16 protein-coding genes are annotated in these 25,159 nt (G+C 46.0%); 10 read left to right on the forward strand and 6 right to left on the reverse strand.

Features of this window, described 5'->3' with window-relative positions; translation table 11 throughout:
- Positions 1-10 precede the first annotated feature (10 nt).
- Positions 11-3,406, reverse strand: coding sequence for a SusC/RagA family TonB-linked outer membrane protein (locus DW947_RS12785; protein ID WP_044468867.1), 3,396 nt, complete (start codon positions 3,404-3,406; stop codon positions 11-13).
- 405 nt (positions 3,407-3,811) lie between these two features.
- Between DW947_RS12785 and DW947_RS12790 the strand changes: the two genes are divergently transcribed.
- The 3 genes from DW947_RS12790 (at position 3,812) to DW947_RS12800 (ending at position 10,334) form a co-directional block, all read left to right on the forward strand.
- Positions 3,812-4,660, forward strand: coding sequence for a hypothetical protein (locus tag DW947_RS12790; RefSeq protein WP_005824933.1), 849 nt, complete (start codon positions 3,812-3,814; stop codon positions 4,658-4,660).
- 414 nt (positions 4,661-5,074) lie between these two features.
- Positions 5,075-8,416, forward strand: a complete 3,342-nt coding sequence (locus DW947_RS12795; protein WP_117963517.1) for a SusC/RagA family TonB-linked outer membrane protein — start codon at positions 5,075-5,077, stop codon at positions 8,414-8,416.
- A 19-nt stretch (positions 8,417-8,435) separates the two neighbouring features.
- Positions 8,436-10,334, forward strand: coding sequence for a RagB/SusD family nutrient uptake outer membrane protein (locus DW947_RS12800; protein WP_117963518.1), 1,899 nt, complete (start codon positions 8,436-8,438; stop codon positions 10,332-10,334).
- Between the two features lie 72 nt (positions 10,335-10,406).
- Here DW947_RS12800 and DW947_RS12805 read toward each other — a convergent pair whose 3' ends face one another.
- Positions 10,407-11,414 (reverse strand): aspartate-semialdehyde dehydrogenase, encoded by a 1,008-nt coding sequence (locus DW947_RS12805; protein ID WP_009037764.1) that lies wholly within the window; start codon positions 11,412-11,414, stop codon positions 10,407-10,409.
- Between the two features lie 154 nt (positions 11,415-11,568).
- Between DW947_RS12805 and DW947_RS12810 the strand changes: the two genes are divergently transcribed.
- The 3 genes from DW947_RS12810 (at position 11,569) to DW947_RS12820 (ending at position 15,134) form a co-directional block, all read left to right on the forward strand.
- The gene (locus tag DW947_RS12810; RefSeq protein ID WP_117963519.1) at positions 11,569-13,698 is read left to right on the forward strand and encodes a cation:proton antiporter; all 2,130 of its coding nucleotides are present in this window, start codon (positions 11,569-11,571) and stop codon (positions 13,696-13,698) included.
- Between the two features lies 1 nt (position 13,699).
- Positions 13,700-14,410: a ThiF family adenylyltransferase gene (locus tag DW947_RS12815; protein ID WP_044468255.1), complete on the forward strand. Its 711-nt coding sequence runs from the start codon at positions 13,700-13,702 to the stop codon at positions 14,408-14,410.
- 64 nt (positions 14,411-14,474) lie between these two features.
- Positions 14,475-15,134: an ABC transporter ATP-binding protein gene (locus DW947_RS12820; RefSeq protein WP_044468256.1), complete on the forward strand. Its 660-nt coding sequence runs from the start codon at positions 14,475-14,477 to the stop codon at positions 15,132-15,134.
- A 2-nt stretch (positions 15,135-15,136) separates the two neighbouring features.
- Here the strand turns inward: DW947_RS12820 and DW947_RS12825 are convergent, their stop codons facing one another.
- The 3 genes from DW947_RS12825 to DW947_RS12835 form a co-directional block, all read right to left on the reverse strand.
- The gene (locus tag DW947_RS12825) at positions 15,137-17,461 is read right to left on the reverse strand and encodes a TonB-dependent receptor (protein WP_117963520.1); all 2,325 of its coding nucleotides are present in this window, start codon (positions 17,459-17,461) and stop codon (positions 15,137-15,139) included.
- 124 nt (positions 17,462-17,585) lie between these two features.
- Positions 17,586-18,536: a helix-hairpin-helix domain-containing protein gene (locus DW947_RS12830; protein WP_057281370.1), complete on the reverse strand. Its 951-nt coding sequence runs from the start codon at positions 18,534-18,536 to the stop codon at positions 17,586-17,588.
- Positions 18,537-18,542: 6 nt separating this feature from the next.
- Entirely contained in the window at positions 18,543-19,910 is a 1,368-nt protein-coding gene (locus tag DW947_RS12835) for a sodium-dependent transporter (RefSeq protein WP_057281369.1), read from the reverse strand.
- A 103-nt stretch (positions 19,911-20,013) separates the two neighbouring features.
- On the opposite strand from DW947_RS12835, the gene DW947_RS12840 reads away from it, so the two are divergent.
- Positions 20,014-20,397, forward strand: a complete 384-nt coding sequence (locus DW947_RS12840) for a VanZ family protein (protein WP_005824913.1) — start codon at positions 20,014-20,016, stop codon at positions 20,395-20,397.
- Between the two features lie 2 nt (positions 20,398-20,399).
- Here the strand turns inward: DW947_RS12840 and DW947_RS12845 are convergent, their stop codons facing one another.
- Positions 20,400-21,698: a UDP-N-acetylmuramoyl-tripeptide--D-alanyl-D-alanine ligase gene (locus DW947_RS12845; RefSeq protein WP_005824911.1), complete on the reverse strand. Its 1,299-nt coding sequence runs from the start codon at positions 21,696-21,698 to the stop codon at positions 20,400-20,402.
- A gap of 184 nt (positions 21,699-21,882) precedes the next feature.
- Here DW947_RS12845 and folP point away from each other — a divergent pair, with 184 nt between their 5' ends.
- From folP to DW947_RS12860, 3 genes are all read left to right on the forward strand, one after another.
- Complete coding sequence (gene folP / locus DW947_RS12850) at positions 21,883-22,734, forward strand: dihydropteroate synthase (RefSeq protein WP_005824910.1); 852 nt, start codon at positions 21,883-21,885, stop codon at positions 22,732-22,734.
- A gap of 26 nt (positions 22,735-22,760) precedes the next feature.
- Positions 22,761-23,525 (forward strand): diadenylate cyclase CdaA, encoded by a 765-nt coding sequence (gene cdaA / locus DW947_RS12855; RefSeq protein WP_005824908.1) that lies wholly within the window; start codon positions 22,761-22,763, stop codon positions 23,523-23,525.
- Between the two features lie 79 nt (positions 23,526-23,604).
- Entirely contained in the window at positions 23,605-25,143 is a 1,539-nt protein-coding gene (locus tag DW947_RS12860) for a TldD/PmbA family protein (protein WP_005824906.1), read from the forward strand.
- Positions 25,144-25,159 lie beyond the last annotated feature (16 nt).

The raw sequence follows: 25,159 nt of genomic DNA on the forward strand, positions 1-25,159 counted from the left end.
TTTGAGGTTGTTATAATGTTACCTGGACTCCAAATGAGAATGTGCGTGTAATAGGAGCTATACGTCCCCATCCACCGGCTGTAAGTCCATTGCCTGTACTGATTTCGGGGTCGACTGGAAGGTCATTCCCTTTGTGGAGCAGAAAGAGGTTGCTGCCACTGAAGTAGATACGTGCTTTCTCAATGTAGGCTTTGCGTGTCCACTCTTTCGGAAGGGTATATCCCACAGTTACGTTCTTCAGACGAAGATAGGACATGTCTGTCAAATAGCGGGATTGGGGATAGTAGTTGTTGCAGCCGTTAGCTATACCGGATACGGTACCTCCACTATTATTTGTACCACGATAAAGACGTGGATAACGGTTGCCTTGATTTACCTCATAACCGGTAATGGCGGTATAGTCTGAATTCCAAAGCACTTTGTTATAGCTTGTTTGGTGGGAATAGATGGCTACGTCGGCATGTACCATGGCGGGAAGGTTTAGGGAAGAAGTCGTCCAGTCCTCACGTTTGCCTACACCTTGGAAGTAGAGGTCAAGGTCGATACCTTTCCACGCTCCGCCTAAATGGAAGCTGTATTCGTAGCGTGGCATAGAGTTTCCGATGACTTTCAAATCGCCGTGGTCGTCTGCTGTGCCTTTTCCACCGTCAATCTTGCCATTGCCGTCCAAATCCTTGAACTTGACGTCTCCCGGGCCGTAATGGAAATTACCGGATTCCAGTCCTGCCTGGCTTGCAATGCCGTTTGCATAATTCCATGAGCCGTCTGCATTTTGGCTGGTGAAGTCTTTTTCCTCGAAGTAACGGTCGGTTTCAAAACCGAAAATGTCACCGTAGGTTTTACCGGTGTAATAGGTGCTGAGCAGTTTGGAATCATTGTCCCACTTTGTTACTTTAGTCTTGGAGTCACCGATGTTGAAGTTGGCATATACGTCGAAGTCGCCGAAGGTATGGCGCCAGTTCAAGTTCAACTCCCATCCACGTGTACGTAAGGTACCGGCATTTTCATAAGGAGCAGAAGCACCCAGAGTGTTCGGCAATACTTGTGCCGGTGCCAGCATGTCACGATTCTCACGTTGGAACCAGTCGAAACCTATAGTCAGTTCGTCATTCAAGAGACCCAGGTCAAGACCTATATTGAGGGTGCGGATACGCTCCCAGGTCAAAGTACTTGATACCAAATCCGGCATGTTATACATGGTCAGGAGATTAGCGTTGGCATTATTGTTTTCAATCCAATAGATATAGCCGGTACTTTTATTGTTCAACCGTTGGCTTATTAATTGTTCGAACATGTAGTCGCCCACAGCCTCGTTGCCGATTTCGCCAAAAGAAGCACGCAACTTACCATTGCTGACAATATGTTTCAGTGGGGCGAAGTAGGCTTCTTCGGAGAAGCGGTAGCCGATGGATGCAGAAGGGAAGAAGGCCCACTGGTCGGTATGGGGGAAACGGGAAGAACCGTCGTAACGTCCGTTCAGTTCCAATAAATAAATGCCTTTGTAGTCATAATTGATACGGCCGAAATAACCGGCAGAAGCGCGGGATGTATGATTCCAACTCAAATCTTGTCCATCCTTGCCAGCCATATTCAGTTCGGGGTATCCCTCTTGATCGTACATCACATTGCGGGTACCATACAGATATTTGTATTCCTCTTCTTCTGCGTTGACACCTGCCATTACATTCAGGTTGTGTTTTTTGGCAAATGTTTTGGTATAGTTTACGTATGCGTTGGCCGTCCATGTGTTCTGTTTGGAAAAGTCTCTCCAGATACCGCTATTGCCTTTAGTGACGATGTAAGAGGGTACCGGTTTCCCGCTCCAATTGATGCCGTAAACGGAGTTGTCCTGCGAACCGCTGTTCATATTCTGAATGGCATATGTAAAGTCTGCATTAAGGGTCAGTCCTTTAACGATTTCAGCTTTCAAGAAGGTGTTCATACGGGTCAGGTCTGTTGTCACTTCACGATCGGCAGCTTGCTTCTGCATGGCCATGACGCGTGTGTCATAGCCGTCGATTGTGCCCGAAGGAATGAAATAAGAACCCCAACGCCACAAATATTGGTAGGTGTTGGCCCATGTGTCCGGGCGTTTATAGTTCTTACGACTATAGTTGATGCGTGCACCCACCTGTAGCCAGTCGTAAACATTAGTGGTGACATTGACTGAGGCATTGTACTTTTTTAGTTCGTCCGGGTGAATCTTCATCTGTCCTTGCTTTTCGTTGTAGCCGAAAGATAGGTAGTAATTGGTCTTACCAGATGTTCCTTGTATAGAAACATTGTGGCTCATGGAAGGAGCAGCTTTGTTGAAGTAGATGTCCTGTACATCCCAGTCAGCATAATAAAAAGGAGTGCCGTCCAATACGATATAGTCACCCACGTTACTATCGCTTTGGTAGAGGTTCATAGGACGGTAGCCGGTCTTGCCGCCGTTCTGTTGCTGCCACTTTTCGGCGTAAGGTAACAATTTGTCGAAATACATACCGAACAATTCAGGCATACCGGCACCACCGTTCATACTGGCTTCGATACCCATCTTTAATTGTGTGGGTACATCGGGATAGTCCGGCAGGTAAGTAGCTTGATCCCATGCAAAATTGTTGCTGTAATTGATGGTAACCTTTTCGCTAGGCTTTGCGCTCTTGGTATTGATTAGAATCACACCGAAAGCGGCGCGCGTTCCATAAATGGAGGAAGCGGAAGCGTCCTTCAGTACGGAAATATTTTCGATGTCTTGCGTATCGAGGAAAGAAATGTCATCCATCGGAACGCCGTCCACTACAATGAGTGGATTGCTGACTTCTCCATTACTCAATGTCCCCAAACCACGTATACGCATGGAGGCTGTCTCGTCGATGGCACCACTTGTGGTGAGAATGCTTAGTCCCGGAACAGCCCCTTGCAATGCTTTGGCTACATCTTGTTGTGGACGACCTGCCATTGTCTTGTTTAAGTCCACTGTAGAAACTGCTCCTGTCAAGTTAGCCTTCTTTTGTACACCGTAGCCTACTACTACTACTTCATCCAGCATCTCGGTATCTTCTTTCAGAGTTATTCTCATCGTTTTGGCTGCCTTCACTTCTTGTGTCTGATAGCCCACAAATGATATTTTTAGTGTTGCTCCCGGTGTTATGGTCAATGTAAACTTACCGTCTAAGTCGGTAATTCCGCCGTTGGTAGTCCCTTTTTCTACTACGCTGGCACCGATAATCGGTTCGCCGGCTGCATCGACAACTAAACCGCTGATGGTGATAGCTTGTAATTGTTCTGTTACACCAAGCGATTTATCAGGATTGGCTTGTGCAGCCATCACGTTGCCGCTACTTAATAACAGTGAGCTGATTGCCACTGCTGTGAGGAGTTTGCTATGTGTTAGTCCTCGTTTTTTGTGATCTTCATTCATAAATGATTGATGATTTGTTGTTAATTAAATACTTCTTAAATTTAGGGTAAGGGTAATAAGGGCCGAATAGTGAGACTATTCAACTTGCAGGATTGTTTCTTTTTCCATAGGCATTTTCTCTTTTTAAAGGTTCATAACTTTTATATTATCTCTCTTTTTTTCTATTTATTTACCAAGTCCAGACGGAACTTGGAATTCAGTCAGATAGTATCTTATTGTTAGTCTGTTATCGTCTTGTTTTGACTAAAACGCGGTTGCGTTGGAAAAGTGGGAATACTTTGTTGGATGATTGAGGATATGAGCAAAAGGGAGATGTATGGCCAGCAAAATGATTTTTTCTTGAAATAGCCTTGGAAAGATTAAAAAAAGCTATATATTTGTATTCAATTCTAAAACTAACTACCTATGAAACTAATTGCAGAAAGTGGTTCTACGAGAACAGAATGGGCGCTGGTTGAAGATAATCGTCTGATACAGCGAGCCTTCACAGAGGGCTTAAATCCTTTCTTTCAAACGAGAAGAGAGATTAGCCGAAGTGTGCGGTTAGGATTACCCGAGCATTTTTTCAAAAGGAAATTGGAACAAGTCTATTATTATGGTGCCGGATGTACTTCTTATGAAAAGAAAAATGTATTGGGAGCTTCATTGGTAGCACAATTCAAAACTCCAATTCAGGTAGAGAGTGATTTGCTGGCAGCTGCACGTGGCTTGTTCAAATGCGAGGCCGGCATTGCTTGTATTTTGGGAACCGGCTCAAACTCATGTTTTTATGATGGGAAAATCGTTGTAAAGAATGTCCGGGCAGGAGGTTACATCCTGGGGGATGAGGGTAGTGGTGCTGTATTGGGCAAAATGTTTTTGTCTGATGTACTGAAAGGTTTGGCTCCTAAAGATGTAACGGCGGATTTCTTTGAGAAGTTCCGTATAAGCCCGAATGAGGTTATGGAATCTGTGTATAACCGCCCGTTCCCCAATCGCTTTTTGTCTACTATATCTTATTTTTTGGCTGATTATACCAATGATGACTATGTATTTGAGCTGATTACCGGTAATCTGAGAAATTTCTTTACTCGTAATGTCTGCCAATATGACTACAAAAATTATCCTATTCGTTTTGTGGGTTCATTGGCTTACAGCTACGCGACCATTTTGCGGGAAGTTGCCCGTGAATTTGGCATCGAACTGGAAATCATTGAAGAAACACCAATGAATGGCCTGATTGAATTCCATTCTTTAAATATAGAAGAACCTTAAATTCTTTATATAATAAGGTGTATAACCTCCTTTTTGCAAATGTATGAATATAAAGTTAAATAAATACAAAGAAATGTTCTTGATATTAAATAATAATGTATCTTTGTTAGGACGAAATGAACGAATCATTTCTCACCTTTGTTAATAACGAGTTTTTTATCTCTTAAAACAACCAATAGAGTTAAGTAATTAACAAAATTTTAGCCTTATATAATATATAACTAAGTTCCGTCTGGACTTGGTAAATAAATAGAAAAAAAGAGAGATAATATAAAAGTTATGAACCTTTAAATAAAGAAAATGCCTATGAGAAATTAAAGAAATCTTCGGAAATGGTCTGACAATTCCGAACTATATGATTCCCTTACCCTAATTTTGAAAAACTGGTTTAATTAACAAAATCATCAATCACTTATGAATGAAGATCGCAAAAAACGAGGACTTGCCAATGGTAAGTTCTTTACGGCGGTGGCAATCTGTGCTCTGTTTTTAGGCAGTGGCAACGTGATGGCTGCCCAAACAGCATCCGACGACTCGCAAGGAGTACAAGAACAGATGCAATCTATCTCTGTGACTGTTACAGTTGTAGATACAAAAGGTGAACCTATTATTGGCGCCAATGTCATTGAGAAAGGTACGACCAATGGTGGTATTACGGATTTGGATGGAGTTTCCAAATTAAATGTAAAGCCCGGTGCTATTCTGCAAGTATCATTTGTGGGATATACTACTCAAGAAGTCAAGGCAACTTCGGTAATGAAGGTTGTTTTGAAAGATGATACGGAATTGTTGGATGAAGTTGTCGTAGTAGGTTATGGTGCACAGAAAAAGGTGAACCTGACCGGTGCGGTGGCTTCCGTGGATGTGAACAAAACAATCGATAGCCGTCCTATCACGGATATAGGCCGTGCCTTGCAGGGGGCGGTACCGGGATTGACCATCACTACCAACTCCGGTGAGATAGGTGGTGCGCCTACTATCAAGATTCGTGGTAGTATCGGTTCTCCGAATGGTGACTCCAAACCGTTGATTCTGGTAGATAATGTGGAAGTAACGGATATTTCTATGGTGAATCCGGACGATATTGAAAGTATTTCTGTATTGAAAGACGCCGCTTCTGCTTCCATTTACGGTGCCCGTGGTGCATTTGGTGTATTGCTGATTACCACAAAATCAAGAAGTAAACATGAACGTCTCTCTGTAAAATATACCAATAACTTTGCATGGCGTACGCCGACCAAGACACCCGAACAACTTCCGGGATGGCAGCAGGCTGATATTAACTTGCAAGGTGTAATCAATCAGACTAAGGGGTCTACCGCATTTTATAACGTAGTGGGTAATATGCGTGTGGATGCTACACATGTACAGAAAATGAAGGATTACTGGGACAAATATGGTTATGGTGACCAGTTTGGCCGTGAGATGGAATTGGGTCGTGACTTTGAGTTCCGCGATGGCGGTATGTTCTTTATCCGTACTTGGGACTGGTATGATGAATACATTAAAGACTGGGCTCCGCAACAGAACCATAGCCTTTCTATCAACGGTGGCAACGGAAAGACTAATTACAATATCGCTTTGGGATATCTGAGCCAGGATGGTATGATGAAAGTCAATTCAGACAACTATAAGCGTTACAATGCCAATATCTCTTTGAACTCTGAATTAAACAAATATGTGTCTATCCGTACAGGTGTCATGTTCACCCGTTCTGACTATGACAAGCCATTCAACTATAACATTGATCTTTACGATCCGATGTACTATCTGTATCGTTGGCAGCCGATGATGCCTTACGGTACTTTTGAAGGCAAGGAGTTCCGTAACGCCTTGACCGAACAGAAAAGTGCTCCTATTACCACAAAAGAACGTGAGTATCTGCGTTTGACAGGTGGTGCAACTATCAAGCCTATCAAAGATTTAACACTGGATATAGATGTTGCTTATAGCAGCGTGGAAAATCGCTATAAGAAGTATGGTACACCGAGCTTGACCAGTGGTTATGAAATCTTCACTACCCGTCCGTCTGTTGAGGCATTACGTGATTCTTATGGCAGTTATCTATCTGCTGCTACTTATGATTATGTATATCAGGAAACCGGACGCACGGAGAATCTGACAGCCAACTTCGTGGCAACTTATGCCAAACGCTGGGGAGATCATGATTTTAAGGCGATGGCAGGTTCCAGCCTTGAAAAGAGCGAATATGAATATTACTGGGCACAACGCAAAGGTCTGCTCGACCCTGCAAAACCGGAATTGAATCTGGCTACAGGTGACCAGACTACAAGCTCCTCGCATACCTGGTGGTCTGTAGCAGGCTTCTTCGGACGTCTTAATTATTCTTATAAAGACCGATATATGTTGGAGCTGAACGGCCGTTATGACGGTTCCTCCCGTTTCCCTTCGGGCAACCGCTTCGGTTTCTTCCCCTCTATGTCTGCCGGTTACCGTATTTCTGAAGAACCGTTCATGCAGTCACTGAAGCCTTATCTGAGTACGTTGAAGATTCGTGGCTCTTGGGGTATGATTGGTAACCAGGATGTAGGTACCGACCGTTATATCTCCACTCTGTCCACTTCTGTTGACAGTTGGATTATCGATGGAAAGAAAGTACAGTCAACGCAAAAACCGACTATTGTGTCTTCAACCCTTACTTGGGAGAAGGTTACTACACTTGACCTTGGCTTGGATGCCCGTTTCTTCAATGATGCTTTGGGAGTAACGTTTGATTGGTATAACCGTACTACCAGTGATATTTTGACTACTGCCAACCTGCCTGCTACATTGGGTGCTGACGCTCCATATGAAAATATGGGTACTATCCAGACCAAAGGGTGGGAACTTGCCATTGACTATCGCCACACCTTCAAGAATGGTCTGCACTTTGGCGTGACGGCTTCTGTAGCCGATGACAGAACTGAAGTAACCAAGTGGACGTATAATACAAAGATTCCTTCTTATGGAGCTACCGGCTGGTGGGATAAGGGTGCTTATAAAGAAGGTATGGTTTTGGGTGATATCTGGGGCTTGCAGTTCGACCGTTTTCTGACGGAAGATGACTTTAATGCTGACGGTTCTTTGAAAGCCGGTTTGCCCGACCAGACCAAGGTATTCCCTGCCGGTTATCAATTTGCTCCCGGTGATGTACTTTATAAAGACCTCGACAACAACGGTGAAATCGTAAAACAGACAAATACAAATGAAGTGGGCGACCTTAGTGTTATTGGTAACGCTCTGCCGCGTTTGCAGTTTGGTCTGAATCTGGATGCTGCTTGGAAAGGCTTTGATATAAGCATGTTCTTCCAGGGGGTAGCCAAGAGGAAACTTTGGGCAGCAGGTAACCAGGTATTGCCGGGCTTTACTACCGGTGAACCCTTCTACAAAGGAGCTGAAGATTATTGGACTCCCGAAAACACAGATGCTTTCTATCCCCGTCCGATGGATTACAGGCAGTCTGCTTCGGGTAACTATAGCGTGAATGACCGCTATTTGCTGAATATGGCTTATCTGCGTCTGAAGACATTTACTGTGGGCTATTCTCTTCCTAAGGTTTGGTTAAGTAAATTCAAGGTGCAAGGCTTGCGTGTTTATTTCACCGGTGAAAACCTTTTCACCATCGACGGTGTGAAGCCTGCTATCGATCCGGAAATCGGTATACGTACTGCTGGTACAAGGAGCGACCAGCGTAACTTTGGCCGTAGCTATCCATATCAGAAGACAGTGTCGTTCGGTATTCAGCTTAGTTTATAATCTAATAGTAATTGCAGTTATGAAAAAGAAAAATTTATTATACATCGTTTGTGCGTTGGCAATGAGCTCGCTCTGCGGTTGCGACGATTTTTTGGATAAAGACCCGCAGGACAAGCAGACCAATGACACTTATTGGCAGACTGAAACTTCTTTGCGTACTTATGCGCAAGACTTCTATTCTTCCTACTTTGCAGGATATGGTACCGACTATACTGTTTTTGCCGGTTATTTCTCTGGAGATGACTATACGGATGATTTTATCAATCTGAATAATGCAAATACAAACGGTTCAGGATATATTTATTTCTCCACTTCTGCCACTACAGACTGGAATAGCCGGACGGGAACTTGGTCGGACAATTATAGTGTTATTTATAAAGCCAATGTCATGCTTGAGAAGATTCCCGGAATGAATATTTCGGACGAAGCCAAGAGACACTGGGAAGGTATTGCACGCTATTTCCGTGCAATGGCCTATAGTACGCTGGCAAAGTATTATGGCGGTGTTCCTTACTACGATAAGGTGACAGACCCGGCAGACCCGGCTCTTTATAAAGACCGTGATTCTTATTTGTATGTAGCGCAGAAGATACAAGAGGATTTTCAATATGCATTGGATAATGTACGTACGGATGATACGAAGCGCCAAGTCAACAAATATGTGGTTGGTGCGTATATGTCACGCGAAATGCTGTATCATGCCACATGGCTGAAATATCACGGTACTACTGTAGGTCCTACTTCAGAGAAGGTGGCGGATGGTGATATTAAGAACTTGCTGCAAGGAGCCATTAATGGTGCAGAGGTAGTGATGAACTCTGGTATCTATTCAATAGGCAATACTTATAATGCTTTGTTTACTACGGACGATTTGGCTAACAATCCGGAAGTCATCTGGTATCGTGAATATACAAGCGGTTTGCAGTGTAATGCTTTGATGTCCTACAATGGTCCGGAAGATCAGACTCAGGGTGGTGTTACGCAAGATGTAATCAACACTTATCTTTGTAGTGACGGTTTGCCGATAGGTCAGTCTCCGCTGTATCAAGGTAAGGAAGACCCGAGTATTCAGAAGTCATTTCAAGACCGTGACCCGCGTTTGTATCAAACAGTTGCCGACAGTCTTCGTATCATGAGCGCCATGGGGACAAATTATACCGAAGGTACATCACCAACGGGATATCCTACCAAAAAGTTCTTGAACGACGAGTGGTGGGTGGCTGGTCTGGATTATTGTACCGGTAGATTAAGTCCGGCTGATGCGCCGTGCATCCGCTATGCGGAAGTGCTGCTGAATTATGTAGAGGCGCGTTATGAGATTGCCCAAGTGGGGGGTAACGCTTTCTCGCAGAGCGACCTTGACAAGTCTATCAATGAACTCCGTGACCGTCAGCTGACGAAGTGGGGAGATACTGAAGCCAAGACTATGCCGAAAGTTCAACTGAATGGCAGCAACTTGAGTGTGAATGGGGTTGTTATTAATGACCCTGCCCGTGACCCTGATGTCAATCCGGTTTTGTGGGAAATCCGTCGTGAGCGTCGTATTGAGTTGATTATGGAAGGCCGTCGTGGTGAAGACCTCCGTCGTTGGGCCAAGTTTGAATACTTAAACTCAGAAGATGCAAATGGTTATCCTACCATGTCTTTCCTAGGTGCTTATGTCAATATGGCCGATTATCCGGAAATATCTTCAAAAGATGATTCCGGCAAGAGAGTGCTCTATCTGTTCGACCCAGAGAATCCGGGTAATGAGGATACTGAAAAAGGGTATATTTATTATCTTCGTGAAAAGGAACTTCGTATATTTAAGGCTGGTGAATTGAATTCGGAACGCTACTATTTGCGTGCCATACCGGCTGCACAGTTGACTATTTATGAGAATAAAGGTCAGGTATTGACTCAGAATCCAGGTTGGTAATACCATAAAGTGGATTATAAAAATAAGGGATGTCATTTCTAGGACATCCCTTATTTTTTATTCATTGTTCTCTTACAGTGCCTTTTCCTTAATCAGGTATTCTGCAATCTGCACCGCATTCAGTGCAGCGCCTTTCTTAATCTGGTCGCCCACAATCCAGAACGTCAATCCGTTTTCGTTGCTGAGGTCCTTGCGGATACGACCTACGTAAACCGGGTCTTTGCCCGCGAGGAACAACGGCATGGGGTATTCCTTTTCTGCCGGGTTGTCCATCAACACCAGTCCGTCGCCTTTGGCAAATGCTTCGCGGGCTTCTTCTATGGAGATGGGACGCTCGGTCTCTACCCAGATACTTTCGGAGTGGGAGCGGAGAGCGGGAACACGTACGCAAGTAGCACTGACCTTTACGTCAGAGTGCATAATCTTACGGGTCTCGTTGAACATCTTCATCTCCTCTTTGGTATAGCCGTTTTCGGTGAATACGTCGATTTGCGGAATGAGGTTGAATGCCAGCTGGTAAGCGAATTTCTCAACGGTTACGGGTTCGCCTGCCAATACCTGGCGGTATTGCTCGTACAACTCGTCCATGGCAGCAGCGCCGGCACCACTAGCAGCCTGATAGGTAGAAACGTGTACGGTCTTTATATGGGAAAGCTGTTCGATGGCTTTCAGTGCCACTACCATTTGGATAGTCGTACAGTTAGGGTTGGCAATGATACCGAGAGGACGTTCTTTGGCGTCGGCGGCATTCACTTCGGGCACTACCAAAGGTACATTGTCGTCCATACGGTAAGCGCTGGAATTGTCAATCATCACTGCTCCGTACTTGGTAATGGTTTCGGCAAATTCTTTGGAGGTGCCTGCGCCTGCGGAAGTGAAAGCGATATCAACCCCTTTAAAGTCATCATTGTGTTGCAAGAGTTTCACCTCGATCTGTTTACCGCGGAAGGTATATTTGGTTCCGGCACTGCGTTTAGAACCGAACAATACTAACTCGTCCAACGGGAAATTTCTTTCATCGAGCACTCGCAGGAACTCTTGTCCCACGGCTCCGCTTGCTCCAACAATAGCTACTTTCATTTTTCTTTTGTTTTAAATTAAGTTTATAAAAAAGTGAAATACTATCTCTAAAAAGATAGAATTGGTCGCAAATTTATAACAAAATGCTGTATAACACCGCATAAAGTGAAAAGTTTTTCGTTATTTTGCATTCAAAACCTAAAACTTACAGCCTATGGATTGGTTTGACTTCAGCTTGAAACTTCCCATCACCGACCCTACATGGATATTCCTCCTTGTACTCCTCATTATATTGTTTGCTCCCATATTGTTGAATAAGCTTCGTATTCCGCACATTATCGGAATGATACTGGCGGGGCTTGTCATTGGGGAGCATGGTTTCAATATCTTGGTGCGTGATAGCAGTTTTGAGCTTTTCGGCAAAGTAGGCTTGTATTACATTATGTTCCTTGCCGGTCTGGAAATGAATATGGGAGACTTCAAACAGAACCGGGGCAAAGCGCTTGTTCTGGGGCTCTTGGCTTTTATTGTGCCCATAGGCATAGGCTTGGTAACGAATATAGCTTTGTTGAAGTACGGGGTGCTGACCTCTGTTCTACTGGCAAGTATGTATGCGTCGCATACGCTGGTGGCCTATCCCATCGTGATTCGTTACGGTGTGTCGCGGCATCGTAGTGTGAGCATTGCAGTGGGGGGGACGGCGGTTACAGATACACTCACTTTGCTGGTTCTGGCCGTTGTGGGTGGTATGTTCAAGGGGGAGTCGGACGGCTTCTTTTGGGTATGGCTTGTCATAAAGGTTATCTTCCTGGGTATTTTGATTGTATATCTGTTTCCACGCATAGGCCGTTGGTTCTTCCGGAGGTACGATGACAACGTGATGCAGTTCATATTCGTGCTTGCCATGGTTTTTCTCGGAGCCGGATTGATGGAGTTTGTGGGGATGGAAGGTATCCTGGGTGCTTTCCTTGCAGGTTTGGTTTTGAACCGGCTGATTCCGCATGTCTCTCCGCTGATGAACCATCTGGAGTTTGTGGGCAACGCCTTGTTTATTCCCTATTTCCTGATAGGTGTGGGTATGTTGATTGATGTGCATGTGATTTTCGGTCATGGCGATGCTCTGAAAGTAGCGGCTGTAATGATTGTGGTGGCATTGGCAGGTAAATGGATTGCCTGCTGGCTGACGCAGAAAATATATAAGATGGGAGGGATTGAACGGGAGCTGATGTACGGATTGAGCAATGCACAAGCAGCGGCAACGCTGGCGGCTGTGTTGGTGGGGTACAACATCATTCTGCCCGATGGGGAACGCTTGCTGAACGATGATGTTTTGAATGGTACCGTCCTGCTGATTCTTGTAACTTGCATTGTGAGCTCGTTCATTACGGAGCGTGCCGCACGGAAGATTGCCATGGAGGAGGCGCATCTGGAAGAAAACCGCTCCGTGGAAGCGGAGAAGATATTGATTCCGATAGCCAACCCCGATACGATTGAAGACCTGATAAATCTTTCTTTGGTGATACGCGACCCGAAGCAACGGGATAATTTGTTGGCACTGAATGTCATCAACGACGATAGTAGTTCTGAAAGCGCCGAACTGCGTGGGAAACGCTATCTGGAAAAGGCTGCCATGATAACGGCCTCGGCAGATGTGCCGTTGAGGCAAATCACGCGTTACGACTTGAATATCGCTTCGGGCATTATCCATACAGCAAAAGAATATGCGGTAACGGATGTCATTATAGGTCTGCACCGTAAAGTCAATATTGTGGATTCATTCTTCGGTATGCTGACGGAGAATCTGCTGAAGGGCTTGCATCGCGAGGTGATGGTTTCCAAGTTCCTGATGCCCATTAACACAATTAGGCGGGTGATTGTGGCGGTACCTCCGAAAGCCGAGTATGAGGCGGGATTCCTGAAGTGGGTGGAACATTTCTGCCGGTTGGGGAGTACTTTGGGCTGTCGGGTGCATTTTTATGCCAATGAAGAGACTACCGCCCATCTTCAAGGGCTGGTGAAAGCCAAATATGGACAGACATTGACAGACTTTTCCCGCCTGGACGATTGGGGGGACTTACTGATATTGACCGGACAAGTGAACTTTGACCATCTGTTAGTGATTATCAGTGCCCGCCGGGGCTCCATCTCCTATGACAGCTCCTTCGAGAAGTTGCCAGCACAAATCAGTAAATATTTTGCAAACAATAGTCTGATTGTGTTGTATCCAGACCAACTGGGTGAACCGCAGGATGCGGTATCCTTCTCAAATCCGCGTGGCAACAATGAGTCGCAGCATTACGAGAAGGTAGGCAAATGGTTCTATAAATGGTTTAAGAAAAGCTAGAATGGAAGATTGGAAACAGCGAACGCAACTCCTACTGGGAGATGAAAAGATGGAACGGTTATGCAAGGCGCATGTACTTATAGTAGGACTGGGTGGTGTAGGTGCTTATGCGGCCGAGATGATATGCCGTGCCGGAGTGGGGCGGATGACGATTGTCGATGCCGATACCGTGCAGCCTACGAATATAAACCGTCAGTTGCCGGCTCTGCATTCTACCCTGGGGCAAAAGAAGGCGGAGATATTGGCATCACGTTTCAGGGACATTAATCCGGCTCTGGAACTGAGAGTGTTGCCCGTATTCTTGAAAGATGAGAACATACCGGAACTGCTGGATGATGCGGCTTATGACTTTGTGGTGGATGCCATCGATACGCTTGCTCCAAAATGCCACTTGATAGCGGAAAGCATGAAGCGGCATATCAAGATAGTGTCCAGCATGGGGGCAGGAGCAAAGAGTGACATTTCGCAAGTGCGCTTTGCCGATATCTGGGATACCTATCATTGCGGGTTGAGCAAGGCTGTGCGTAAGCGTTTGCAAAAAATGGGCATAAAGCGGAAACTTCCAGTTGTTTTCAGCACCGAACAGGCTGATCCGAATGCCGTTTTGCTGACGGACGACGAGATGAACAAGAAGTCCACCTGTGGAACAGTGAGCTACATGCCCGCAGTTTTTGGCTGCTATTTGGCCGAATATGTAATTAAAAGACTATAGTAATAGCACTTGAAAGAAAACTATCAAATAGTAAATAGTAAATTGTCAAATTGTAAATAGCCTAGTGATTCATTTAGAGAATATAACGAAGAGTTTCGGTAACCTGCAAGTGTTGCGGGGTATTGACCTGGAGATAGAGAAAGGGAAGATTGTCAGCATTGTAGGCCCCAGTGGAGCGGGTAAAACTACCTTGCTGCAAATCATGGGTACGTTGGATATGCCGGATGGCGGTTCGGTGGTTATTGACGGTACACAAGTCAACCGTATGAGGGAGAAGGAACTTTCCGCATTCCGCAACCGCCATATCGGCTTTGTGTTCCAGTTCCATCAACTGCTGCCGGAGTTTACGGCTTTGGAGAATGTAATGATACCAGCCTTCATTGCCGGAAGAGGACAGCAGGAAGCCAAGGAGGCGGCTACGGAAATTCTTGAATTCATGGGGCTTGCCGAACGGGCCTCCCACAAGCCGAATGAGTTGTCGGGAGGTGAGAAGCAGCGTGTGGCGGTGGCCCGTGCTCTCATCAATCATCCAGCAGTGGTGCTGGCAGATGAACCTTCCGGCAGCTTGGATACCCATAATAAGGAAGAACTGCACCAGCTCTTTTTTGATTTACGTAACCGTTTCGGACAAACGTTTGTTATCGTAACCCATGATGAAGGACTGGCGCAGCTCACCGACCGGACGATACATCTGATTGACGGGGAAATCAATAAAATGGTCTGAGCCTATTTCCCCGTGCCCATTACTCCCGAGTCATTGTCACTGTTGTTTACCTTCCGCTGTGCTGTCTTGAAACTGCGGCCGAACGAGAAGTTGTAGGAAAAGTTCACCAGGAACATGCGGGAGCTTTCTTTTATGTAATTATTTGTCTTGTAGGATGCGAATTTATTCCAGTTTTCGCTTTGTACTTTATAGTTGTCGGTGAAAGGATTGAATGCACCGACTCCTACCCGAAGATTCTTATGCTTGTAATATACAGCTAACATCTGGATGTTTTCTCCTCCCGAGAGGGTTTCTCCCCAGAAATTGTTCCAATTGGTGTTTATCTGCCAGAACAGAGAGAACTGTTTGTAGTTTAATGAGGCTTCTGCCTCACAAAACCAGTTGGTGTAGGTATGTGAGTAGTGATTGCCATGGCTCATGTAATGGTTGACACCGCCCGTAAAAGAAAATTGCAGAATGTCGCGGATGGGTCCTACGCGGAGCATGGCACGTCCGGAGAGTTTCTGCCAATCCTTCTGATTGTCCCAAGTCTGCACTATTTTGTTGCCTTCTTGAATCTTCTCGTCCATAATGGCATTGGGACGATAGTCATAGGCTCCCCATAAGTTGGTGTAAAAGATGCCTTTTTTCCACTCGTAAGTCAGCTCCGTATGATAGCACATGTACGACTTCAGATTCGGGTTACCACGACGTATCTGGAATGAATCCACTGCTTGTTCCACATCGCTGAGGTCGCCCAATGAAGGAGAAGCGTTATAGATGTTTCCCTTCCAGCGGAGGTAGGAGTTGTCTGACATGGCATAGTGCAGAACGATACTCGGGTTGAAACTGTAGCTCTCGGTAGATTTGTCCTTGCCGCTCTGATTATAGTAGAAACGAGTCATGGCCACTCCCAGCCGGTAGTTTAGTTTGTCTATCTTTCCACGGTATTCTCCGAATATGTATGTGTTCCCTTGGTGCATATTGGTTTCATAATAATGCCCGTTTCTGTATTCATTGTTAGAGTAGGACTGTGTATGGCTCAGACCGAAGCTCAATGCGTTCCCCTTGGAATATTGCTTCTCATAAATGGCCTCGGCAATCAGGGAGTATTTGTTGCCTCGGATATTGTTGTCAATATCGGTCAATATGTTTCCCAGGGTGCTTTCTTGGTAGAGCCGCTGCGATTTTTCCCGATTGTAGGTGCCTACTACATTGAATACCAGGGTTTGTTTGTTTTTCAGGTCTTGTTGGTAGTACAAATCGAGTGAGGGACGTGTCCAGCTCTGGTCGGTACGGTCGGTCATGTCTACCACGTCCGCTTCGTCATTGGCGTTATAGAGAGTTCCTTTATAATCCCAGTGCGGCTGATTGTTTCCTCGAAGGCGGAAGGTGGCGCTGAAAAGGGAATTTTCAGAAGCCTGCAAACTGTAATTTACGTTTAGGTTGTGCTGGTACATGGTTGCCTTGCTGGGCTCTCCTTTCTCCAGGCGTCTGAGTGTAGTGCCGTCTGCCAGGTGGAATTCTTCTTCATTGTCGCGGTACATGCCGTTAAAATCCCGCGGTCCCATGTAATAGGAGAAGCCGAATTCTGATTTTTTGTGGTTTACTTTGCCGTACAGATTATAGTTTCCCCACATCGTGTTCAACCCTTGGGAAATGTCGGCACCGAAGTTTCCGCCCGTTTTAGGTCGGCGCACTATGTAGTCCAAAACGACTTCGGCATTACCGTAGCGCAGTCCCGGATTGTCATGGTACTCTATACGTATAATGTCGGCAGGGCGAATGGCTTTTATCTCGTCTATTTCGGCTTTGACTCCATTGATGCGTAATTGCAGTTCTCCACCGCCGGACAATCCAATCTCATTGTTCATGGGGTTGACCAGAATACGTGGCAGCATCAGTTCCTGCAACAGATTCACTCCGTTTGTGGAAGTTTTCATTTGTCTTTCGGATGGGAAAACCAGTTTGCGGTCTGCACGGCTGATTTGGCTGGAGCCGGTGATAGTCACTCCTTCCAGTGCGATAGAAGCACTGTCTAATACGATTGGTCCAAGGTCGGTATGGCGCTTTACTCCATTGAGGGTGATGTATCCGGTATTATACCCGATGCAGGAAAGAACAAGTCTGTAATCTCCGGTAGCCGTGTTCTTGAAGATGAATTCTCCTTCTGGACTTGTGGTCACACCGGCGACAAAAGTAGAGTCGATGGTCTGTAATACCACATTGACATACTCTATACTCTTGTCGGAAGCATCGCGGACGGTTCCTTTTATTTCTATTTTTTGAGCAAAAGCATTCTGTGCCATACTGCCCAGCAGCATGGTTATAATCATTAATTTTTTCATATTGATACGATGGTTCTAATCCTTATTGCAGTAGGCCTTCCTGTTTTTAGGGTGTTTCTGCTTGTTAGACGAAATGACTGGTGAAAAGGTTGCATCAGACATTGAAAAATGTTGCATGATGCTGTTATTCAAAGCAAACGTAGTGACTGATTTTCTCCAAATCGGTATCGGAGAATTCCTCGTAAAGTGCAAAAGGTTTCAGACTATGAAGGTCGCCTTTCTTCTTCCGGTATTCTACAAAGGCCTTTGCCTGGTAGAAGTTGATGTAAGGATGGTGGCGCAGCCTCTCTATGCTACTACGGTTCAGGTTGATGAGGCGGATGGCACGGGTGTCGATGGAAAACCAGGACTGCAATTGGCTGGTGTCCAAATGGATTTCTTGTAATTGCGTGATGTTGTAGAATCCTCCCAAGCGTTGCCGATAACCGATGATTAGACGGGCAATGCCGCTACCGATGCCTGGTATTTTCTTCAGTTCTGTGGTGTCGGCACGGTTCAGGTCGACAAGGATTCCAGCCGGATATTTTTCCGGTGCAATTCGGGAAGTAGCAGTGCTGTCATTGCTTGCAGGAGAGCTGTATAACTGGACGGTTCTTGTTTCTGTGTCTTCCGGAGTGATGTGGATATAGGGTAGGAGTGCTTGATATTGTTTTTCTGTCATTCCATATATTTTCCGGAAATCTTCTGCCTCACGGAACTTCCCCCCTTTGCTACGGTAGCGGAGTATGTTCCGCGCCATCCATCCGGGCAGTCCCAGTCGGCAAAAAGTGACGGAGTCGGCAGTATTGGGATTGAAACGGACGAGAGAGACGGTTGTCGGTTGTTTTTGGGAGGAAGAATTAAGTCTGTTGTCCCATTTTTGTTCCTTTTCTTGTATGGATGCGACGAACGATTCGTATTCTGCCATGGCAGTGGCCTGCCGCCGGATTGCTTCATCGGAGAGAGGGCGGTGCTCTCTTTGGTATATATAAATATACCCGGAGAGAAAGACGAGAATAATGCCGGTAATCAAAACCAGTATTCCGCGCCTTTCTCCCCGGGAGAAATAAAGGAATTCTTTAAAGGGGTTCTGCATGATGGCTTATTTCAGAAAACCCAGCTCATTGATAAAAATCAATGCAATTCCTATCGGGGCAATGTATTTCAGGATGAATATCAATAGTTTGTAGACGGCTACTCTCAGGGTACCGTTGTTGCTGACTTCTTCCCATACGATTTTCTTGTCTAGATACCAGCCTATGAAGATGGAAATGAAGAAACCGCCTAACGGTAGCATTAGCTTGGCCGTTACAAAGTCGAACAAATCGAATAGGTTTAGCCCGAATACGGTATAGCTTTTGCCGATACCGAGAGACAGTGAGCAGAATACTCCTAAGAAAATACAGCCCGCTGTCACGTATCTGGCTGCCTTGCTGCGTGAGAACTTGAACTCTTCATGTAGATAGGCAGTTACCACTTCGTGCAGGGAAATGGTGGAAGTAAGTGCTGCCAATGCCAGTAGGATATAGAACATCAGAGACAGCAGTATCGCCAGCCAGGGAATATTGCCGAACGCTTGCTGAAAGACATTAGGTAGGGTGATGAATAGCAGACTGGGACCCGCATCCGGTTTGATGCCTACAGAGAAGGCGGCAGGGAAGATGATGAATCCTGCCAAAATGGCTACCATGGTGTCGATAGCGGCCACGTTGAGTGCCGTTTTGGGCAGGTTCGTATCATTGCGGAAGTAAGAAGCGTATGTACAGAGACATCCCATCCCCAAGCTCAAGGAGAAAAATGCCTGGCCCATGGCTCCAAGGAACACATTGCCGTCCACTTTGCTGAAGTCCGGTTTCAACAGGAATTCAATGCCTGCTCCTGCTCCGGGCAGGGATATGGAGCAGATGGCAAGGATTATCAATAGGACAAATAGCATCGGCATCATGATTTTGGCTGATTTTTCAATACCTTTTTCCACTCCTTTGACAATGATGAGATGGGTGGCCAGCAGGAATAGCACCAGCCAGATGACCGGACGCCAGGGGTTGCTGACAAAGCTGTTGAAGGATGCGATGAAATCGGCTGCCGACTTCCCGGCAAAACTGTTGGTAGCCGCTTCGCCGATAAACTCAAGCGTCCATCCTGCCACAACGGAGTAATATCCCAGAATAAGGAATCCGGCCAGTACGCCCATACGTCCTACCCAGCGCCAATGCGTGCCGGGTGCCAATTTCTGATAAGCCCTTGCCGTATTGGCACGCGAGCGCCTGCCGATGAGGAATTCTGCAATCATGATGGGGATGCCGAGAATGAGCACGCAAACCAGGTATACAAAGATAAATGCCGCACCTCCGTGATTCCCGGTCTCAAACGGGAAACGCCAGATATTGCCTAAACCGACTGCGGAGCCTGCCGAGGCAAGTATGACGCCTAATTTGCTTCCGAAGTTGGCTCTGTCACTTTTTGTCATAAAACGTAGATTTTTCTTTCAATTCGTTATTAATACCAGCTAAAACATGCAAATATAGAAAATGTTCTGTACTTTTGCGCACAGTTCGTTGATAATTTGGTATATGCTATATTATATTAAGAAATATCCGGTGTCGCTTTTTATTATTCTGACGGTGATTTATCTTTCATTCTTTAAACCGCCTTCTACAGAAATAAGCAAGATTCCCAATATAGACAAGGTGGTGCATATCTGTATGTATTTCGGCATGTCAGGAATGCTGTGGCTGGAGTTTCTTCGCGCTCACCGGAGAGACAACGCCCCTTTATGGCATGCATGGGCAGGGGCGTTTGTCTGTCCCGTTTTGTTCAGCGGAATGGTGGAGTTGCTGCAAGAATACTGCACGACATACCGTGGTGGAGACTGGCTGGATTTTGCGGCCAATACCACGGGAGCGGTGCTTGCATCAATGGTCGGCTATTTCATTTTAAGGCCAAGGATGAAATAGGATTATAAGTATTCAACTACGGAACTTAGCTTGATGCCGTTCGACCCTTTTATCAGAATTGTTTTCCCGCAAGGTTTCTCTCTTTGCAGCTCTGCGATGAGTGCGGTTACATCGGGATAACTCTGATAAGAGTGGCGTGTGGCGGCAAACAATTCCCCTACAAGAACTACATCCTTGAATCCGCATTCTTCCAGATAGTCTGCAATCTTCTGGTGCTCGTCGGCACTGTCTTTACCCAACTCCCGCATATCTCCCAATATCAACATTTTGTTTTCGGCCTGCATGTTCCGGAAGTTACTAATGGAAGCCATCATGCTTGTGGGATTGGCATTATAGGCATCGATAATCAGAGTGTTGTCCGCTGTTTTTTTCAGTTGTGAACGGTTGTTTTGCGGGGTATATCCGGCCAGTGCCTTGTCTATTTTCTCCGGTTCCACACCAAAAAAATGTCCGATGGTGACAGCTGCCAGAGCATTGGGGAAGTTATATTCACCGATAAGCCGGGTTTGTACTTCGTGATATTTGCTTTCGTTGTCCGTTTTCCACTCGAAGGTGAGGTAAGGAGAATTGCCGGTGACGTGTCCGTTGATGTACAGCCCGTCCTCACTGCCGTAGGCAATCTGGTGGAGTCCGTAGGCTATCTTTTTCAAGTAGGGGTTGTCGTTATGGATAAAGATGGTAGCTTCTTTCCGCGTCCGCAGATAGTCGTACATCTCTCCTTTGGTCTTGATGATTCCTTCAAAAGAGCCGAATCCCTCCAGATGGGCTTTTCCTACGTTGGTAATGATCCCGTAGTCAGGTTCGGCTATCTCTACCAGCTCCTTGATGTCTCCCGGGTGGCTGGCGCCCATTTCCACCACGGCAAGGTCGTGTTCAGGGCGCAGGCGAAGCAAGGTGAGGGGAACACCGATGTGATTGTTCAAATTTCCCAAGGTATAGAGCACGTTGTGAGTTTGCGAAAGTACGGTGGACATCAGTTCCTTGGTAGTAGTCTTTCCGTTTGTACCCGTAATGCCGATGATGGGTGTACGCATCTGCCGACGGTGGTAATTGGCAAGTTGTTGCAAGGTCTTCAAGCTGTTTTCCACCACGATGTATCGTGTATCGCCTGCGGGGGCATAGGCTTCTTCATCTACTATGGCATAAGCACTTCCGCTTTCCAGCGCTCGGGCGGCAAAGGCATTTCCGTTGAATGACTCGCCTTTCAGCGCAATGAATAAAGAGCCTTGGGGGCAGTTACGGCTGTCAGTAGTGACACTGGTGCATGTTAGGAATATCTGATGTATAGCTGTTATATCCATGACTTTATAATTAAATCAATCTGTGTGAATCTGTGTAATCTGTGGTAAACCATCGTGCAAAGATATAGTTTTAATCCTCTCCCTTCCCGGGTACAAGCAAAAAACTTATCAGTTTTATGAGTTTATGTATTTTGAAACCACTTTTTTGTTTACATTTGCAGGTACTATATAGAACAGACTGCCTATGGAAATTACAACTGCCCGATATATAAATGTCAACGGTTCGCTGCTCGACCTCTCTCAACCCCGTGTCATGGGCATACTGAACGTTACTCCCGATTCCTTTTATGCCGGTAGCCGTACACAGACAGAGGTGGAAATAGCACGCCGGGTGAAACAGATAGTTTCGGAGGGAGCGGCCATTATTGACATAGGCGCTTACTCTTCCCGTCCCAATGCCGACAATGTCTCTGCCAGGGAAGAGATGGAACGGTTGCGTATGGGCCTGAAAATACTTTTTGAGATACAGCCGGATGCTGTGGTGTCGGTAGACACTTTTAGGGCGGATGTGGCAAGAATGTGTGTGGAAGAGTATGGTGTTGCCATCATCAATGATATTGCGGCCGGTGAGATGGATGCGAATATGTTCCATACCGTTGCGGCATTGAACGTACCTTATATTATGATGCACATGCAAGGCACTCCGCAAAGTATGCAGCAGCATCCTCATTACGACAATCTTCTGAAAGAGGTTTTCTTGTATTTTGCGCGCAAGGTGCAGCAATTACGTGACTTAGGTGTAAAAGACATCATTCTGGACCCCGGTTTCGGCTTTGGAAAGACAATGGAGCATAACTATGAATTGCTGTCCCATCTGGAAGAGTTCCGTATTTTTGAGTTGCCTTTGCTGGTAGGCGTTTCACGTAAATCGATGATATACCGCTTGTTGGACATTACTCCTCAGGAGGCGCTGAATGGTACTACGGTGCTCGATACCATCTGTTTGCTGAAAGGTGCTGACATTCTCCGCGTACACGACGTGAAAGAAGCCGTGGAAACCGTACGGATTGTGCAAGCCATGCGAAATAATTCCTAGTCCCTAACCCCTAATCATTCAATATCGTGTTTTTTGAATTTGGAATAAAAGATTTTATAGATATTCTGTTAGTGGCTTTTTTGCTGTACTATACGTATAAGCTGATGAAAGCCTCCGGTTCTATAAATGTGTTTACGGGTATCCTGGTGTTTATCCTGATATGGCTGGTGGTATCGCAGGTGCTGGAGATGAAATTGCTCGGTTCCATCTTCGACAAGCTGGTCAGTGTGGGCGTGCTGGCGCTTATCATTTTGTTTCAGGACGAGATACGGCGCTTCTTGCTGACACTCGGCTCGCATCAGCATGCCAGTGCGCTGGTGCGCTTCTTCACCGGTAACAAGAAAGAGAAGCTGGAACATGACGACATCATGCCGGTGGTAATGGCATGTATCAGTATGGGGAAGCAGAAGGTTGGTGCCCTGATTGTCATTGAACATAATCTGCCTTTGGATGATGTGGTGCGTACGGGAGAGATTATCAATGCCGATATAAACCAGCGTCTGATTGAGAATATTTTCTTTAAGAACAGTCCGTTGCACGATGGAGCGATGGTTATCAGTAAGAAACGTATCAAAGCGGCGGGATGTATCCTGCCTGTTTCCCATAATCTGGACATTCCTAAGGAACTGGGGCTGAGGCATCGTGCTGCCATGGGGATTTCCCAGGTGTCTGATGCGCATGCCATCATTGTATCGGAGGAGACCGGAGGTATTTCAGTGGCTTACAAAGGACAATTCTATCTGCGTCTGAATGCAGAGGAATTGGAAAGTTTGTTAACAAAGGAAAGCTAAGGTGTGACAAAATCTCCTATTTTTACGTCATATAACTATGATATAAAAAACAATATCTTATAACTAATAACTGAAAAGGATGGATAGACGAAATTTCTTACGGACGGGAAGTCTGGCGATGTTAGGTTCGCTGGCAGTACCCTCGTTGGCTATGCCTGCGTCAGTACGCGGAGCTTTAGGAGGAGCAGATAATCAGTCTGCCGTAGCTTCGGCAATGGTTCACTTCGGTGTGACGGAGGCTGACTTGAAGAAAGTGATGGCTGCCGCTCTGGAAAAAGGCGGCGATTATGCCGACCTTTATTTTGAACACACATTCAACAACAGTGTGGTTCTGATGGACGGCAAAGTAAACAACTGTGGAGCTAACATTGACTTCGGTATGGGCGTACGCGTATTGGCAGGCGACCAGACGGGGTATGCTTATGTGGAAGGGGTAACTATGGAAGAAATGCTGCGTGCTGCACGTACTGCTGCCCGTATCGCCTCTTCGGGCAAGGCCGGAAAATCTGTAGGACTGACGGAAAAGACAATTACCAAAAGCCGCTATGCCGTCACTGAACCTTGGGAGGACGTGAGTGTCAAGGCAAAAATACCTTATTTAGAAAAGCTGAACGAAAAGATTTTCTCTTTGGACAATCGTGTACGTAAGGTGCAGGCTTCTCTTTCTGACAGTACATCGCACGTGCTGTTCTGTAATTCCGAGGGCGTGAGCTACTACGACTACCGTCCGATGGTTTCTTTTATGGCAGTCTGCATCATGGAAGAGAATGGAAAGATGGAGAACGGTTATGCCGGTCGTTCTTACCGCAAGGGTTTTGAATTCATGACGGATGACATCGTGGATATTATTGCACGTGAGGCGGTGGATAAGACTGCTATCTTGTTCAAGGCTGTGAAACCCAAAGGTGGCGAAATGCCCGTCGTGATGGGGGCTGGCGGTTCGGGTATCTTGTTGCACGAAGCCATAGGACATGCTTTTGAGGCTGACTTCAACCGTAAACGTACTTCCATTTTCTGCGACCTTTTGGGAAAGAAGGTGTGCGATGAGCATATCAACGTGGTGGATGACGGTACCATCGCTTTCAATCGTGGAGCCGTGAATTTCGACGATGAGGGTGTGGAAGGCCAGAAAACCTATATCGTGAAGGAAGGTATCCTGACCAGTTATCTGCACGACCGCATCAGTGCCAAGCATTATGGGGTGGCTCCTACTGGAAACGGACGTCGCGATACTTTCCGTAATACTCCTATCCCCCGTATGCGTGCCACTTATATGGAAGCCGGCAATATGAAGGAAGCGGACATTATCTCCACCGTGAAGAAAGGTATCTATTGTGACCAGTTTACCAATGGCCAGGTGCAAATCGGTGCCGGAGACTTTACCTTCTTTGTGAAGTCGGGTTACTTGATTGAGGATGGCAAGTTGACGCAGCCCGTCAAGGATATAAATATCATCGGTAATGGTCCGAAAGCATTGGCTGACATCACGATGGTGGCAAATAACGATAAGATTGACAACGGTACTTGGACCTGTGGTAAAGACGGTCAGTCTTGTCCCGTTACCTGCGGTATGCCATCGGCACTAGTCAGCAAGCTGACTGTAGGAGGAGAAAGTTAATTATCAACTATCAATT

It is taken from the genome of Bacteroides sp. AM44-19 (genome assembly GCF_003603395.1).
GTDB lineage: Bacteria > Bacteroidota > Bacteroidia > Bacteroidales > Bacteroidaceae > Bacteroides > Bacteroides uniformis.